The organism is Sorangium sp. So ce204 (assembly GCF_051526795.1).
Classification (GTDB): Bacteria; Myxococcota_A; Polyangia; order Polyangiales; family Polyangiaceae; genus Sorangium; species Sorangium cellulosum_B.
This window is the reverse complement of sequence record NZ_CP150317.1, coordinates 9246003-9261993: the sequence shown is the minus strand read 5'-3', so window position 1 is coordinate 9261993 and position 15991 is coordinate 9246003. Positions and strand designations below refer to the sequence as shown.

General features: G+C 71.3%; 12 protein-coding genes. 4 read left to right on the top strand and 8 right to left on the bottom strand.

Going from position 1 to position 15991, the window contains the following annotated elements; translation table 11 throughout:
- Positions 1-65: 65 nt before the first annotated feature.
- The 6 genes from WMF22_RS34640 to WMF22_RS34615 all read right to left on the bottom strand — a co-directional run bounded on the left by WMF22_RS34640 (position 66) and on the right by WMF22_RS34615 (position 7258).
- The gene (locus tag WMF22_RS34640) at positions 66-1349 is read right to left on the bottom strand and encodes an RNA polymerase sigma factor (protein ID WP_437294243.1); all 1284 of its coding nucleotides are present in this window, start codon (positions 1347-1349) and stop codon (positions 66-68) included.
- Between the two features lie 95 nt (positions 1350-1444).
- Positions 1445-1870 (bottom strand): YciI family protein, encoded by a 426-nt coding sequence (locus tag WMF22_RS34635; protein ID WP_437294242.1) that lies wholly within the window; start codon positions 1868-1870, stop codon positions 1445-1447.
- A gap of 198 nt (positions 1871-2068) precedes the next feature.
- A complete protein-coding gene (locus WMF22_RS34630; RefSeq protein WP_437294241.1) occupies positions 2069-3043 on the bottom strand; it encodes a tetratricopeptide repeat protein in 975 nt (324 codons plus the stop codon).
- 23 nt (positions 3044-3066) lie between these two features.
- A complete protein-coding gene (locus WMF22_RS34625) occupies positions 3067-4671 on the bottom strand; it encodes a serine/threonine-protein kinase (RefSeq protein WP_438032557.1) in 1605 nt (534 codons plus the stop codon).
- 143 nt (positions 4672-4814) lie between these two features.
- On the bottom strand, positions 4815-5507 hold the full coding sequence (locus WMF22_RS34620; RefSeq protein WP_012239029.1) for a VTT domain-containing protein: 693 nt from the start codon (positions 5505-5507) through the stop codon (positions 4815-4817).
- Between the two features lie 224 nt (positions 5508-5731).
- Positions 5732-7258, bottom strand: coding sequence for a deoxyribodipyrimidine photolyase (locus WMF22_RS34615; protein ID WP_438032556.1), 1527 nt, complete (start codon positions 7256-7258; stop codon positions 5732-5734).
- Positions 7259-7699: 441 nt separating this feature from the next.
- On the opposite strand from WMF22_RS34615, the gene WMF22_RS34610 reads away from it, so the two are divergent.
- From WMF22_RS34610 to WMF22_RS34600, 3 genes are all read left to right on the top strand, one after another.
- Entirely contained in the window at positions 7700-8899 is a 1200-nt protein-coding gene (locus tag WMF22_RS34610) for a hypothetical protein (RefSeq protein ID WP_437294238.1), read from the top strand.
- Positions 8896-9654, top strand: coding sequence for a ferritin-like domain-containing protein (locus WMF22_RS34605; protein ID WP_438032555.1), 759 nt, complete (start codon positions 8896-8898; stop codon positions 9652-9654). Before WMF22_RS34610 ends, WMF22_RS34605 begins: the two co-directional genes overlap by 4 nt.
- A 166-nt stretch (positions 9655-9820) precedes the next feature.
- Positions 9821-11959, top strand: coding sequence for a S9 family peptidase (locus WMF22_RS34600; RefSeq protein WP_437294236.1), 2139 nt, complete (start codon positions 9821-9823; stop codon positions 11957-11959).
- 8 nt (positions 11960-11967) lie between these two features.
- Here WMF22_RS34600 and WMF22_RS34595 read toward each other — a convergent pair whose 3' ends face one another.
- Together WMF22_RS34595 and WMF22_RS34590 are read right to left on the bottom strand one after the other, a co-directional pair.
- Positions 11968-12435 (bottom strand): response regulator, encoded by a 468-nt coding sequence (locus WMF22_RS34595; RefSeq protein WP_437294235.1) that lies wholly within the window; start codon positions 12433-12435, stop codon positions 11968-11970.
- A gap of 176 nt (positions 12436-12611) precedes the next feature.
- Positions 12612-13412: a TerC family protein gene (locus WMF22_RS34590; protein ID WP_437294234.1), complete on the bottom strand. Its 801-nt coding sequence runs from the start codon at positions 13410-13412 to the stop codon at positions 12612-12614.
- A gap of 434 nt (positions 13413-13846) precedes the next feature.
- Here WMF22_RS34590 and WMF22_RS34585 point away from each other — a divergent pair, with 434 nt between their 5' ends.
- Positions 13847-15988, top strand: a complete 2142-nt coding sequence (locus WMF22_RS34585; protein WP_437294233.1) for a hypothetical protein — start codon at positions 13847-13849, stop codon at positions 15986-15988.
- Positions 15989-15991 lie beyond the last annotated feature (3 nt).

Below are 15991 nucleotides of genomic sequence, written 5' to 3'. Positions count from 1 at the left end.
TCGGGGAGCGCTCCTCGGCGCGGAGCCAGTCCGTCGCCGCGACGGCGGCGCCGACCCCGCCGTTGTCACCGCGACGGCGGCGCCGAGCCGCCCGCGCACGCGGCGGCGCGCGCGAGGAGCAGGTCGCGCTCGCGCGCGTTGCGCGTGAGCGACGCCGCGCGCTCGAGCTCCGCGCGCGCCTCGTCGAGGCGGCCGAGCTTCGCGAGGAGGTCGCCGCGCACGCTCGGCAAGAGGTGGTAGCTCTCGAGGGAGCGCTCCGAGGTCAGCGCGTCGACGACGGCGAGGCCCGCCGCCGGGCCGAACGCCATCGAGAGCGCGACGGCGCGGTTCAGCTCGACGACGGGCGACGGCGTGACCTGGGCGAGCGCCGCATAGAGCGCCGCGATGCGCGCCCAGTCCGTCTCCTCCGCGGTGCGCGCGCGCGCGTGGCAGGCGGCGATCGCGGCCTGGAGCGCGTAGGGACCGCGCGCGCCGCCGAGCGCCTCGGCGCGCTCGAGCGCCGCGAGGCCGCGGCGGATCAGCAGGTGATCCCAGCGCGCGCGGTTCTGCGCCAGGAGCAGGATGGGCTCTCCCGACGGTCCGACCCGCGCCCTGGAGCGCGACGCCTGGATCTCCATCAGCGCGACCAGGCCGTGGACCTCCGGCTCCCGCGGCGCGAGCTCGGCCAGGATGCGGCCGAGGCGGAGCGCGTCCTCGCAGAGGGCAGGCCGCATCCAGTCGCCGCCGGCCGTCGCCGAGTAGCCCTCGTTGAAGACCAGGTAGATGACCTGGAGCACCGACGAGAGGCGGGGCGCGAGCTCGGCCCCGCGGGGGACCTCGAAGGGGACGCGCGCCTCGGCGAGGGTCCGCTTGGCGCGGACGATCCGCTGGGCGACGGTCGGCTCCGGGACGAGGAACGCGCGCGCGATCTCCTCGGTCGTCAGGCCTCCGAGCAGGCGGAGCGTGAGCGCGACCTGCGCCTCGGTCGAGAGGACCGGATGGCAGGCCGTGAACACGAGGCGCAGGAGGTCGTCGCCGACGTCATCGTCGTGCGCGGCGTCCAGATCCGGCGCGGCCAGCGCGTGCTGGGCCTCGATCTCGTGGCCGAGCTCCTCGTGCTTGCGCTCGAGCCGCTTGCTCCGGCGGAGCTCGTCGATCGCGCGGCGCTTCGCGGTGGCCATGAGCCAGGCGCCCGGCTTGTCCGGGACCCCCGACTCCGGCCACCGCTCGAGCGCGGCGACGAGCGCGTCCTGCGCGAGCTCCTCGGCGAGGCCGACGTCGCGCACCATCCGCGCGAGGCCGGCGATGAGCCTGGCCGACTCGATGCGGAAGACCGCGTGGATGGCGCGATGCACGTCGGGGGCCGTCACGGCGCCCGATCAGAACACCTTCCGCCGCCAGCGCAAGCCCCCGCCGCCGGCGCACGCCCCCCCGCCGCCGGCGCACACCCCCGAGGCGCGCGGGGCTACTTCTTCTCCGCCAGCTGCGCGCGCAGGCGCTCCTCCTGCTCCCTGAGCTCGGGCGTGAGCGCGGGACCGAAGTCATCCGCGGTGAACACCTGGCGAATCTCGATCTCGGACTCCTCGTTCATGGGGTTGGGGCAGCGCTTCACCCACTCGATGGCCTCTTCCTTCGACTTCACGTCCCAGATCCAGAAGCCCGCGATCAGCTCCTTCGTCTCGGCGAAGGGCCCGTCGACGACGGTCCTCTTGTCGCCCGAGAACCGGATGCGCGCGCCCTTCGTGCTCGGGTGGAGCCCCTCGCCCGCGACCATCACGCCGGCCTTGACGAGCTCTTCGTTGAACTTCCCCATCTCGGTGAAGAGCTGCTCGCTCGGCATGACGCCCGCCTCGCTGTCCTTGGTGGCCTTGATCAGGATCATGAATCGCATGGTCGTGTCTCCTTGCTTCCTTGGTGGAGCTGGGCTCCGGAGGGTCTCTTGCCCGGGGCGAACCGTGGCTTCATCGTCACGACGAACGGCGGGGCGCGGGATCGACACGCCGGGCGATCTTTTTTCGAGATACTGTCAAGTACGCGTAATTGTTGATGATTGTAGCAGCCGGCCCGCCCGCCGCGCCGGTCCGGGCCCTCAGAAGCGACTGCGCAGCAGCGCGCCGCCGCCGCCCGGCAGGATCGCGGGCGTGAGGGCGACCGAGCTGCGCTGCTCCGGCGCCGTCAGGAGGAGCACCAGGCCAGCGCCGATCCCGACGAGGCCGACGGCGCCGAGCACGGTGCTCGTGGTGGTGAGCGTCTGGCCCCGCGCGCTGAGGGACATGCCGTCGTCGCTGCAGCGCGAGGGATCCGGGCATTCCTTCTCGAGGTCGCCCTTCGTGCCGAGCGCGAGCCCACCCGTGATGAGGCTCCCGCCCACGGCCGCGGCGCCGACGCCGCCGATGACGAAGCCGAGCGTGCGCTTGAAGCTCGAGGGAGCGGCGGGGGTGGGGGGCGGGCCCGAGGAGATTGCAGGGGCCTGCGGCGCGTCGGGCACAGGGACCGGAGGCGGCGCGGCGGCCGGCGGCGGCTCGAGGCGCACGACGCTGCGGGCACCCTCCGCGAGGGTCACGGGCGCGTCGGTCTGCCGGCCGCCGGGCCATCGCGCGACGACGGCATGGTTCCCGGGGTCGAGCGGGAGCTCGCTGCCGATGCTGGCCTGCGGCAGCGGCGCTTGATCGAGGAGCAGCTCCGCCGGCGCCGGTGCGCCCTCCGGGAGCTCGACGACCAGCTTGGGCACGCGCGGCTCGAGCTCCCTGATGCGCTGCTCGGTGATGGGCAGACGGGGATCGCCGGGCGCCAGCTGGGTGAGCAGCTCCTTGAAGTGCTGCCATGCGCTCGCCACGCGCCCGAGATCCGCTTCACACTGGGCCAGGTTGAGCAGCGTGCCGCGCGACGGATAGGTCGCCTGGCTCCGGCGGAAGAGCGGAATCGCGTGCGCGCAGCCTCGCGCTTCCACCGCTGCGCGGCCCTGCTCGAAGAGCTCCTGTGCCTGGGCCTTCGGATCCTTGGGCTGCGCGGAAGCCGAGTGGCTCATCGCGCAGAGGGCGGCGCAGAGGGCGGCGCAGCGCATCGCGCGAGTACCTCTTGTTCGTCTCAGTCCCATTTGTTCCAAGGATCCTCGGGCTTGTTCTGCGTCCTGACCTGCGAAGACGACGGCGGTCTGGCCGTGCTCACGGCGTTCGCGCTCGCCTTCACCGGCGGCGTCGCCGCTGTCGAAGATGCCGCTGCCTTCGCTCGTGCGTCCGGGGAGGCGCTCGCGACCGGCGCTGCGCTGGCCTCGAGCGCAGCGCTCGCGGTCTCCATCGCGGCGACGGTGGGGGTCGCCGTCACCCCGCCGGCCGCGCCGGGGGCGCTGGCCGCGCCGGGGGCGCTGGCCGCGCCGGGGGACGTCGGCCCGAGCTCGGTCTCCGCGCTCGATGAGGCCAGGGGCGAGTCGCTGTCCGGGGACGCGCTCGGCGTCAGCCGCCACGCAAGGAAGATCCCGGTCAGGAGGAGCGCGCTGGCGGCGCCTGCCAGCAGCGCCACGCGGCTGCGCGGCGCCCGGCTCCGCGTCGTGTTGCCCCAGGAAGCGTGCGGCAGCGTCGCGTGCGCCGCTCCCGCCACCTCGCTCCCGGGCGACGACGGCATGTCCGGGCGGTCCGGCATGGGCGCCGTCGCGGCCTCGGCCGCTCCGGACGCTCCACGCCACGCGGGCGAGGACGCGCCGAGCGCGCCGGGCGCCGCGGGGGGAGCGCCCACCGGCGGGTACCCGCCGCGGGAAGCACGCTCCGGCAGGATCCGGTCGATGCTCTCGAACGAGAGCCGCCCGCGCTGCGTCCCGAAAGGCGCGAGCACGCGGCCGATCTCGGCGACGCTCTGGACGCGGGCGCCCGGGTCCTTCGCAAGGCACCGGCCCACGAGCTCCCCGACGGCGGGCGGCAGGTCCGGCCGCAGGGCCAGGACGGCGGTGGGCGTATCCATGATGATGGCCGCCGTGACCGCGGTGATGCTGTCGCCCTCGAACGGGTGCCGCCCGGTGAGCATGCGATACAGGATCACGCCGAGAGCCCAGATGTCCGTGCGCACATCCGCGTATTTCAGGCTGCGAATCTGCTCCGGCGACATGTAATGGATGGAGCCCATGATGAGGCCCGTCGCGGTCAGGCTCGCCTCCTTGACAGAGTCGCCCGTGGCGGTGAACTTCGACAGGCCGAAGTCGAGGACCTTGAGGAGGGGAGTCCCGTCGGGGCGGCGGGTGAGGAAGAGGTTCTTCGGCTTGAGGTCGCGGTGGATGATGCCGCGCGCGTGGGCCTCGGCGATCGCCTCGCAGGCCTGGAGCACGTAGTCGGCGGCGTCGGCGAGCGGGAGGACGCCGCGGGTCTGGAGCACCTGGCCGAGATCGTCGCCGGTCAGGTACTCCAGCACCATGTACGCGGCGCCGGTGCCCAGCGTGCCCATGTCGAGGACACGCGCGATGTGCTGTCCGTCGAGGGCCGCGGCGGCGCGGGCCTCGCGGAGGAATCGAGCGCCGGCGTCGGGGAGCGCGGCGGCCTCGGGGAGGAGGAGCTTGACGGCGACGCGGCGCTCCAGGACGACGTCCCAGCCCGCGAAGACCACCCCCATGCCCCCCGCGCCGAGGACGCGCTCGATGCGGTACTTGCCCGCGAGGACGTCGCCGGGAACGGGGACGCCGGAGGGGACGGCGGGCTGCTGCGCCATGGTGAGAGGAGAGCGTAGCGGGGAGGTGGCGCGGAGTACAAGGGGCGGGCGGCCTCGGTGGCCGCTCGCGAGCGCTCGACCCGGTAGGGCTCGCGCGATGACGTACCCGACGCGATCCGCTCGCGACGTCCGCCGGAGAGCGCCTACGGCTCGGCCTCGATCCGCGCGGCGTCCTTCTTCTGCTGGAGCCTGTGCTTGATCGCCCCGAAGACGACCGGCGCCACGGAGACGAAGATGATCAGGTAGACGACCCGCTCGATCTGCTTGGCGTCGAAGACCTTGCCAAGGAAGTAGCCGAGGAAGGTCATCGAGAAGACCCAGAGCACGCCGCCCACCACGTTGAACATGGCGAAGCGCCGGTACTGCATCTGCCCCACGCCCGCCACGACCGGCGCGAACGTCCGGGCGAACGGCATGAAGCGCGCGAGGATGATCGTCTTGCCGCCGTGCTTCTCGTAGAACTTCTGCGTCGCGATCAGGTGATCCTTCCGGAACAGGAGCGACTGCTCGCGCGTGAAGATCTTCGGGCCGGCGCGCCGCCCGATCGAGAAGCCCACCGCGTCGCCGATGATCGCCATCGCCATCAGCGTGACGTTCATCAGGAGCAGGTTCTGGAAGTTCGGTAATCCGAGCGGGTTGATGAGCCCCGCGTTGACCAGCACCCCGGCGGTGACGAGCAGCGAGTCCCCGGGCAGGAAGAACCCGATGAGCAGCCCCGTCTCGGCAAAGATGATGATCATCAGGACGGGGTAGCCGCCCCACTGGAGCAGCGACTCGAGCTCCCTCAGCCTGCTGAAAAATTCACGGAGGAGATCCACGGCCGCTCGATAGCTCACCTCGGCGGCCGCGTCGAACCCCGCGTGCGCCCCGGCCGCCAGCGCGCCGCCGGCGTCCAGCGCCGCCGTTCACACGGGCGCCGCCGGCGGTGCGTCGCCCTGCATCGCTGGCCGCCCCGCCGGGCTACTCCCGCGGGGGAGCTCCCCGGCTGGACTCCCCGAACCCGAGGGCGAGCTCCCCCCGGCGCGCCGCCCGCGGCCCGCGCCGCCGGTGGCCGCGCGCGCTACGGCGTATAACGCGCCAGGTACTCCTTGAGGTGCAGCTTCCGGGCCGTGTTCTCGGACGACATGTAACGTATCGTGCCGAAGATCTCCCGCTCTGGACCCCAGGCCCGATCGTAGCGGCCGAGCACCCAGAAGATGCCCGAGGTCGAGTTCGGGTCGCGGCCGTCGAGCGCATACCGGTCGTTGAGCTCGATCATGATCTCGAGCGCCTCGCGCGGCGTCCGCGACCACTCCAGGATCTTCTTGCCCCAGAGCATCCGGAGGTAATTGTGCATTCGCCCCTCGCGGAGGAGCTCGACCTGCGACGCGTTCCAGATCCGGTCGTAGGTCGCCCCCGCCGCGAGCGCCTCGATCGGGTAGACGCGCGGGCGCCTGTCGCGCGCGTGCTTCTCGAGCGTCGCGAGCGCCCAGTCCGGCAGAGACTCGTACTCGGTCGGATCGCGCTTCCACGAGGGGCGCGGCCCGTCTCCCTCGCTCGCCCCGAGCGCGAAGGCGTTGAACCCGAGCTCCCGCCAGGTGACGAGCTGCTCGAGGAACGCCTCGGCCGAGGCGCTCATCCCCCAGAACCCCTCGCGGCTGCCGCTCGGCCGCTTCACGCCGTCACCGAGGCGGCCGAGCCGCTCGACGCGGAAGGCCTCGCGCCGGGCGACGGCCGCGAAGACCTCGTGCGCCGCGAGGTGGCCGAAGTGCAGGTACGGCGACAGGCCGCTCGTCGCGCCGGCGTCGGGGTGATCGCGCTCTTCCTGGTAGCGCGGCAGCCGGTCCGCGACGAAGCGCGCGAGCGCCTTGCCAGCCGCCTCCGGGCCGCCCCGGCAGGGCGCCGGCGGGACCGCGTGATCGATGGGGAGCGCGGAGAGCGCCGCAGGGTCGCCCCCGAGCAGCGCCGGCGAGGCCGCGGGCCATCTGCGCGCGATCGCGCGGGGGAGGGGCGCTGCAGGCCGGAGCTTCGCCCGCTTCAGCGGATCGACGGCCGGCTGCGCGCCGAGGTGCTCGCCGATCACCCGCTGCCAGAAGATGCGGAACGAGCGCGCGGTCGTGAACACCCGATCGGCCGCGCGCATCGGCACGAGGCCGTTCGAGTCCACCTGCTCGAGGCGGACCGGCGCCTGCCGCGCCGCCGAGGCGACCATGCGCGGGAGGAAAAAACAGGGGTAGTCGTCCGTGACCACCACGCACGCCCGCGCCGCGAGCGCGCCGAGCAGGCCCTTGCCGGCCCCCTCGGCGGGCTCGACGTAGAGGTGATGCGTGACGCCGGCCGCCGCGAGGCGGCGCGCGTTGTCGGCCATGCCGTCGATCACGAAGCGATGGATCCTGTCGCTCGCCCAGCGGTAGCCGCACCGGAGCGCCTCCAGCACGACGAGCGGTCGATCGAGCGCCATCGACCAGGCGATCGCGCGCTCCAGACCGAAATTGTACCGTGTCCGGCGGCTCGCGATCATCCAGTAAAGGACGTAGTCGCCGCCCTCGCGGACAGGCATCGCGTTGCGGGTGCGGAGACGGAGCTCGGGGACGCTGCTGGAGATCACGACACCTCCTCCACGACCGGCCCGCCAGCGCGCCGCCGCGGGGCCGGCGAACTGCTCTCTTCCGGACGAGCGGTGCTCTAGAGCGACAAACGGGTTGAAACCACAAGAAAGAGGAGAAATTTCACAGGGAGGCGGGGAGGCGGGGAGGCGGGGAGCGAAAGACGGCAAGAGGGAGAAATTCATTTTCTTCTTCCTCCCCGCCTCCCCGCCTCCCTGTGAAATTTCTCCGGGTTTCAACGTGATCGGTGCTCTAGCACAGCACGGACGCGGGCGCGCACATGCGTCTGGCGGATTCATGTGGGAAAGGCCGGCGCGCGGACCCGGCCTCTCGGGATAGGCCCACGCTTGCGCCGTGGTGAAGGCGGCTTCAGGTACCGCCGCAGCGGTCGTTCATCGGCGCACCAGCACGGCGTACGAGCGCGACGCGCGAGGAGGGGCAACATGGCTCTTGATCTCCTGAGAGAGCGGGGGACACCGCTCGACCGCCAGTCGTTCAACTGGCGTGATCTCGTCCAGGTGCCGTTCAGCAAGCTCGACGACGACGCGTTCACCCGGGTGCGCGTCATCCTGATGAACGGCATCGAGCTCGAGAGCGTGCGGTTCCTGCACAGCTTCGCGCGCATGAACCGGGATCTGCGGCGCGTGCTCGCCCAGGTGCGCCGCGTCGATCACCACCAGACCACGGTGGTGAACTGGCTCAACCCGCCGGATCAGTCGCCGCTCGAGACCACCATCGGATACGAGCAGGTCGCGATCGAGATCACCGCGCACGTGGCGCTCGCCGAGCCGGACCCGTACCTCGCGCAGGTCTATCGCTTCGGCATGCTCGAGGACTACGATCACCTGTATCGCTACGCGGCGCTCCTGGACCGCCTGGAAGGCAAGGACGCGAACAACATCCTGCAATCGTACACCGACGTGACGGCGGGGCGCCCGACCGCGGTGGAGCACCGCGCCCCCGAGGACGACGTGCGCGCGCCGTACGACCGGCGGACCGCGAACGGGATCACGAAGCTCAACGCGCTCACCATCATGGCGGCCGAGCAGCAGACGCACAACTACTACGTCAACGTCGGGCCGTTCTTCACGGATCCGGTGGCGCGGCTGCTCTACGCCGAGATCGCCTCGATCGAGGAGCAGCACGTGACGCAATACGAGGCGATCATCGACCCCGAGGAGACCTGGCTCGAGAAGTGGGTCCTCCACGAGGCCAACGAGGTCTACAACTACTGGAGCTGCCTCCAGCAGGAGCAGAACGCCCGCGTGAAGCGGATCTGGGAGCGGTTCCTCGACTACGAGCTCGGGCAGCTCCACGTGGCCATCGAGCATTTCAACCGGATCGAGAAGCGCGACGCGGCCGAGATCCTCCCCGCCTCGCTCCCGGACCCGGTGTCGCACAAGAGCCACCGCCAGTTCGTGCGCGACGTGCTGTCCACGGAGGTGCAGCTCCGCGCCGTCGGCGAGGACATCGTCGATCCGAGGGTCGTCCCGGAGAGCGCCGCGACGATCGCCTACCGGCAGCAGATGAACTCCGCCGGCTCCCCCTCCGAGATCGTGGCCGCGGGCTACCGGTTCACGCCGGGCACCGAGCTCTCGCGGCGCGCCGAGAAGATCGACGGACAGAAGGAGGCGACGCCATGAAACAGATCAAGATGGGGACCAACACCACGGGCATCGCGACCTCTCCCATCGACAGCAAGGAGCTCATCGAGTTTGCGCAGGTGATCCCGCCGAGCTCCCCCGGGAGCGAGGCCGAGGCCGCGGCGGTCAGGAGCGAGTACGCGAGGGAGTCGGGCACGGTCGGGAGCGTGCCGCCGCCGGCGAGCCTCAAGGGGGTCGTCAAGGCAGCCGGGGAGCTCATCCAGGGCAGGCCCCCCGCGCTGCTCATCGACAAGCTCGGTGAGCGCCTCCAGTTCGAGCGCTCGGGCACGCGCCTCTACGAGGCGATGATCGCCAAGCACGACGCGGAGGGGAGCTTCGAGGGGGGCCCGACGCGCGCCCACCTCGAGGCGATCCGCGACGACGAGCTCCGGCACTTCGCGCTGCTGAAGCGCGCGATCGAGCGGCTCGGGGCCGATCCGACCGCGATGACGCCCGGCGCCGACGTCATCGGCCTGGCGTCGTCCGGCGTCCTCGCGGTCGCCGTCGAGCCGAGGATCAACCTCGGGCAGAGCCTGCAGGCGTTGCTCGTCGCCGAGCTCACGGACAACGACAGCTGGCGGATGCTCATCGACCTGGCGATCGCCTACGGCCAGGACGAGATGGCCGCCGAGTTCCGCGTGGCCGAGCAGCACGAGGCGATCCACCTCGAGCGCGTGCGAGCGTGGCTGTCGAGCAAGCTCGCGCTCGACGCGCGCGGCGAGCCCACCAGCACGACACCGCAGCAAGCCGCCTGACGCGGAGCCGGCACACTCCCCCAGCCCAGGCGATCCGGGCTGGGCGGATCGCGGGCGCTTCGGTGCGGCCCCGTAGACCGGCCTCCGGGATCTCGGTTATGACGCTCGGCGCGCGGGCCCGGCGCATGCGGGGTGCCGCCAGCGGCTCCGCGCCCCGGGTGAACCCATGGACTTGCCCCAGAAGCTCCGATCGCTGTTCCTGCTGCCCCTGATCGCGCCGCTCGCCTGCGGCGGCGCTCCGGCGTCCGCGCCGCCGCCTCCCGGACAGGCCGCCGCGCCGGCCCCGGCAGCGCCTGCAACCCCGGCGGCCGCGGCCCCGGCGGCCGCAGCCCCGGCCGCGCCGGCGAAGGCCGGGCCGCGCGCCGACGCGACGCTCATGCCGCGGCGCATGCTCTTCGGCAACCCGGATCGCGTGTCCCCCCAGATCAGCCCGGACGGCCAGCGGCTCGGGTTCCTCGCGCCCTCCGACGGCGTGCTCAACGTGTGGGTCGGCCCGGCCCAGGCGCCGGCGTCGGCCAAGCCGGTCACGAAGGAGCAGAGCCGCGGGGTGCGGACCTTCCTGTTCCCTTACGCGAGCGACTACGTCCTCTATCGCCAGGACAAGGCCGGCGACGAGAACTGGCACATCTACGCCGTCGAGCTCAAGACCGGGCAGATCAAGGACCTCACCCCCTTCGAGGGCATCGCCGCGATGTTCGAGGGGATGAGCCCCAAGATCCCGAACGAGATCCTGATCGGCATGAACGATCGGGACAAGAAGGTCCACGACCTCTACCGCGTCGACGTGCGCACCGGCGAGCGCAAGCTCGTGCGGAAGAACGAAGGGTTCGTCGGGTTCGTCACCGACCATGACTTCAAGGCGCGGCTCGCGTCGCGGATGACGCGCGACGGAGGCCAGGAGTTCCTCGACCTCACCGGCAAGGAGCCGAAGCCCTTCGTCGCGTTCGGGCCCGAGGACGCCGTGACGAGCGAGGCGGTCGGCTTCGACGCGGCCGGCAAGACGCTCTATTTCCGGGACAGCCGCGGCCGCGACACCTCCGCGCTCGTCACCCTCGATCCGCGGACCGCGAAGCCCGCCGTGCTCGCCGAGGACGCGAAGGCGGATGTCAGCGCCGTGATCGTCCACCCGAAGACGGGCAAGGTCCAGGCGGCGGCCTCCGAGCGCGAGCGCAAGCGCTGGCAGGTGCTCGACAGGAGCATCCAGCCGGATCTCGACGCCCTCCGCGCGGTCGCCGACGGCGAGCTCGACGTGCTGAGCCGGTCGCTCGACGACAAGCGCTGGACCGTCGGATACACCGTGTCGGACGGCCCGGTCCGGTACTACCTCTACGACCGTGACGCGAAGAAGGCGACGTTCCTCTTCACGAACCGCGCCGCGCTCGAGTCGCAGCCGCTCGTGAAGATGCGGCCCGTGGTCATCAAGGCGCGCGACGGCCTCGAGCTCGTGAGCTACCTGTCGCTGCCGCGCGCCGCCGACCCCGACGGCGACGGCAAGCCGGAGAGGCCGCTCTCGATGGTGCTCCTCGTCCACGGCGGCCCCTGGGCGCGCAGCTCCTTCCGCCTCGATCCGATGCACCAGTGGCTCGCGAACCGCGGCTACGCCGTGCTGAGCGTCAACTTCCGGGGCTCGACGGGCTTCGGGAAGAGGTTCGTCAACGCGGGCGACCTCGAGTGGGCGGGCAAGATGCACAACGACCTGCTCGACGCCGTGGAGTGGTCCGTCGCGCAGGGCATCGCCGACAGGGCTCGCGTGGCGATCATGGGCGGCAGCTACGGCGGCTACGCGACGCTCGTCGGCCTGACCTTCACGCCGGAGACCTTCGCCTGCGGCGTCGACATCGTCGGCCCGTCGAACCTCGTGACCCTGCTCCAGTCCATCCCGCCCTACTGGGCGCCGATGGTCGAGCTCTTCGCGAAGCGGGTCGGCGACCCCCGCACCGAGGACGGCCGCGATCTCCTGCGCACGCGCTCGCCGCTCTACCGCGCCGACCAGATCAAGCGGCCCCTCCTCATCGGCCAGGGCGCCAACGACCCGCGCGTGAAGCAGGCCGAGAGCGATCAGATCGTCAAGGCGATGACGAGCAAGCGGATCCCGGTCACGTACGTGCTGTACCCCGACGAGGGCCACGGCTTCGCCCGCCCGGAGAACTCGATGTCGTTCAACGCGATCGCGGAGACGTTCCTCGCGCAGTGCCTCGACGGCTCCTACGAGCCGGTCGGCGGCGACTTCAAGGGGTCGAGCGTCACCGTCCCAGTGGGCGCCGAGGTCGTCCACGGGCTCTCCGCGGCGCTCCCCCGGCCCTGAGCGCGCCGCTACGTCCGCTGCGTCGACGCGGTCCGCGTGCGCCGCCGCGCCTCTGGCTCGCTCACCGGGGGCGCGCTCGTGAGGTCGTCGAGCGTCTCCAGCAGCTGCTCCAGATCGAACGGCTTGTTGATGATCCTCGTCGCGTCCGGGTGGTTCGGATCGATGCAGAAGCCGGGATCGCTGAGCGCGGTCACGAGCACCACCGGCGCCGCCCTCCCCTCGGCCGTGAGCGTCTCGATGAGGCGCGGCCCGTCCAGGAACGGCATCACGCAGTCGATGACGATGGCGTCGGGCGGCGCCTGGGAGCGCAGCCGCTCCAGGGCTTCCAGGGGGTCGGTGTACCCCTCGACCTCGTATCCTTCCGCCAGCAACACCTCCGCCAGCGTCTCGACGATCGCGTCGTCGTCGTCGACGACGACGATGCGCCGCTGCCTTCCTCGCTCTGAGTCTCCTTGGTCGTCTCGCTCGTCGCTCACGCTCACGCTCACCTCGGTGGAGAACCCCGGTGTCACTTCTGGGACCGGCCGCTCTCGCCGTCGACCCTCGTAGACCACCTCTGTGCGAATTGTTTACAGGCTCTCCCGGTGCTCGCTCCAAGAGCCCCGGCCTCCGCCGCCTCTCCGGCTCTTCCGCGGAGATCCCGGCGCGGGGCTCAGCCCCCTGGCGGAGCCTGCTCGTGCGCCGGCGACAGGTCCGGAGAGCTCCCCAGCCGCGTGCGCAGCTGGACGGGCCGCTGGCGCACCCGGAGGCGCATGTTGATGAGCTCGACGCCGAGCGAGAAGGCCATCGCGAAGTAGATATACCCCTTGCTGATGTGCTGGCCCATGCCGTCGGCCATGAGCACCACGCCGATGAGGAGCAGGAAGCTCAGCGCGAGGATCTTCATGCTCGGGTGGCGCTGGATGAACGCGCCGATGCTCCCGGCGAAGACGAGCATCACGCCCACCGCGATGAACATGGCCACCATCATGATCGAGATGTCCTGCGCCATGCCGACGGCGGTGATGACCGAGTCGAGCGAAAAGACGATATCGAGCAGCACGATCTGCGCGATGACGGAGGGGAACGACGCCTTCGCCTTCGCCTTCGGCTGCTCTTCCTTGGGATCGTCGACCTCGAGTTTATCGAACATCTCGTGGGTCGCCTTGCCAATCAAGAACACACCGCCGGCGAGCAGGATCAGATCACGCCCGCTGAAGGCGTGTCCGAGCAGGCTGAACAGGGTAGCCTTGAGTCCCATCACCCATGAGATCGCGAGCAGGAGGAGCAGCCGCATCCCGAGGGCGAGCAAGAGGCCGATGCGGCGGGCGAGCGGCTGCTGCTCCAGCGGCAGCTTCGCCGTCATGATGGAGAGGAAGACGATGTTGTCGATTCCAAGCACGATCTCCAGCGCGCTGAGGGTTGCCAGCGTGATCCAGCCGTCGGCGTGCAGAAAGGCGCTCATGTCGGGCATCGGGGTGGCGCTTTGTAGCATGGACAGCCGTGGCCGCCCGTCACGTCCGGACCATCGCCCCGCTCTCCGGTGGATCCTGGGCGATCTTGCTCCCGTGTTCAGGGCGCGTGGCGACGGCGATTACGACGGATGCGTGAACGCAAGTACGTCAACGGCGTCAACGGCGTCAACGGCGTTGACGTCGACGACGGCGACCCTGCAGGGCGACACACGGCGGCACGGGCGGCGCTTGACGCGGGATGTTGACATCCGGTACAGAGGATCTGGAAGTGCGCGCAAGTGGATCTGCCTCCTTCCCGGCTTCCAGGTGAGCTCCTGCGGGGTGTTGGCGAGCTCGCCGAACAGCGCCGTGTTTCCTCGCCATGGTGGCGAAGCCGCCTCGTTGCCTGTTCCTCACCTGGAACGCGTGGCCTCACGACAGAGGGGGCGCTCGCGTGACCGTGGTTCCGAAGGTCGGCTTCGGGCAGGACGCGCGCTGGGCCGCCGGCGGCGGCGCTGACGGGGGGCCTCTGGATCGGGCGCTCCTCGGGGGAGATCCGGCGGTCAGGGTGCCGGAGGCGTGCTGGCTGGACGGCGGCGCTGCCTGGCTGCGCATCGAGGGGCGCGACCTGAGCCACCCGATCGTCCTGCTCGGTTCGATGGGCGCCTGGATCGAGCCCGACTACCGGACCTCGTTCCCCTTCGGCAGCGTCGTCCGGGTGCGCCTTTACGCCGGCGACGTCGAGATCGGTCCGCTCTCCGCCGTGCTGGTGCTCCAGTCGATGGGCCTGCGGGGGCCGCTCATCGGGCTGTCGTTCGAGGACGGAACCCCCTCCCGCGCGGCGGGGCAGATCCGCGACGTGCTGCGCGCCCTCGTCGACGCGGGCACGGCCAAGGCGGCCGCGGCGAGCCTGTTCAGGCCCTCGGCCACGGACGCGGGGCAAGTGCGCGAGATCATCGACGACCCGAGGAGGGTGCGCAACATCCTCGGCTTCCTGCTGCGGAGGAAGGGCGTCGTCCGCCGCGCCGCCGAGAGCGCGCCGCCCCTCTGCGTGATGCTCGGCGAGGTGGGGGCCGGGACGGTCACGTGGTTCGGCATCAAGGGCTGGAGCGAGGACGCCGCTGTCGAGATCGCCGGGCAGAACTCCGTCTTTCGCTTCAACGTCCGCGCGGACGAGGTGCGCCCGGGCGAGCTCGTCTCCGCGCTGCCGGCGCGCGTGGAGCGCCTCCGCAAGAGCCTGCTGCAGCGGGGCGTCGAGGCCGATCTCACCGCGCGCTTCCTGCACCCCGAGTGGCTCCACATCCCGCCGATCGAGGCCGATGTGGTCGACGTGTCCTTCTCGGGCCTGCGGATGGCGCTGACGAGGGGACACCCGCCGCTGCTCCCCAGGCACAAGCTCTCGCTGGAGCTCCCCGACGGCGACGACGGCGTCGTCCACCTGCGGGGCGAGGTGCGGTCGGTGTCGGCCGTGGAGGGCGCGGACATCCAGCTCTGCAGCGTGCACGTGACCGCCGCGCGGCGCGAGGACGAGCGGCGCTGGCTCAGGCTCGTGTCCCGCATCCTGCACGCGACGACCTACGGGGGGACCGCGTGGCAGGCGGAGCTCTGGGATCTCTTCGACTCGTCCGGCTATTTCAACCTCTCCGGGCGGCGGCCGGAGCACTTCGAGGCCATCAAGCCGAGCTTCCTGACCATGGCGCAGAAGGCCGCGGCGGTGCCGCACCTCCTGTACAACGTGGCGTGTCTGTCCGAGCACGGGATCGAGGGCAATTTCTCGATCATGAAGCCATACCACAGCACGTGGATGATTCATCAGCTCGCGAAGCGGCCGAAGTCCGCGTCGAACCTGAGCTCCCGGCAGGTGCTCCGCGACATGTTCACTCGCTGCTTCGAGCACGCGATGGCCGACCCGGAGTGCCGCTGGATCATCGCCTACGCGGAGGCGCACGTCGCGTGGAACGAGCGATCGCTGTTCGAGTTCGCCCGCGCGCGCCACGAGACGGGCCACGTCCTGTCGCTGCCTTTCCGCCTGATGGGGGTGGACGCGCGCGCCGCGCCGCGCGCGCCGCGCGAAGCCGGCGGGCCGATCGAGATCGGCGAGCCGACCCCCGGGGAGCAGGCGGCGCTGCTCGGCCTCCTGTGCGCGACGTCGCCGCGCATGTACGCGGAGGCGCTCGATCTCGTGCCCGGCAGGCTCGGGATGGGGCCCTGCGTCGAGCGCTGGCGCAGCGCGGGCCTGGAGCGGGAGCGCGTGCTCCTCGTGGCGCGCCAGCACGGAGAGCCGCTGGCGGTCGCGGTCCTCGAGCTCGGCGAGCTCGGCACGAACCTCTTCCGCCTCCTCGACTCGGTCCGCGTCTTCCCGATGCGCCCCGGCGGAGACGCCGCGCTCGGCCCGCTGCTCGACGCGGCGTGCGGCTGGTTCCGCAGCCACGACAGGAAGTCGTTCATCTACTTCGGTGAGCGTGGCAAGCTGACGTTCGATGGTCCTGCCGGCTTGCACGACCTCGGCGAAGGACGGCTGTGGATCGTCGCCAGGGAGATCGTCCCGGAGTTCGTGGAGCATGTCTACCGGCTCACCGAGCCGAAGCCGCGATAACGG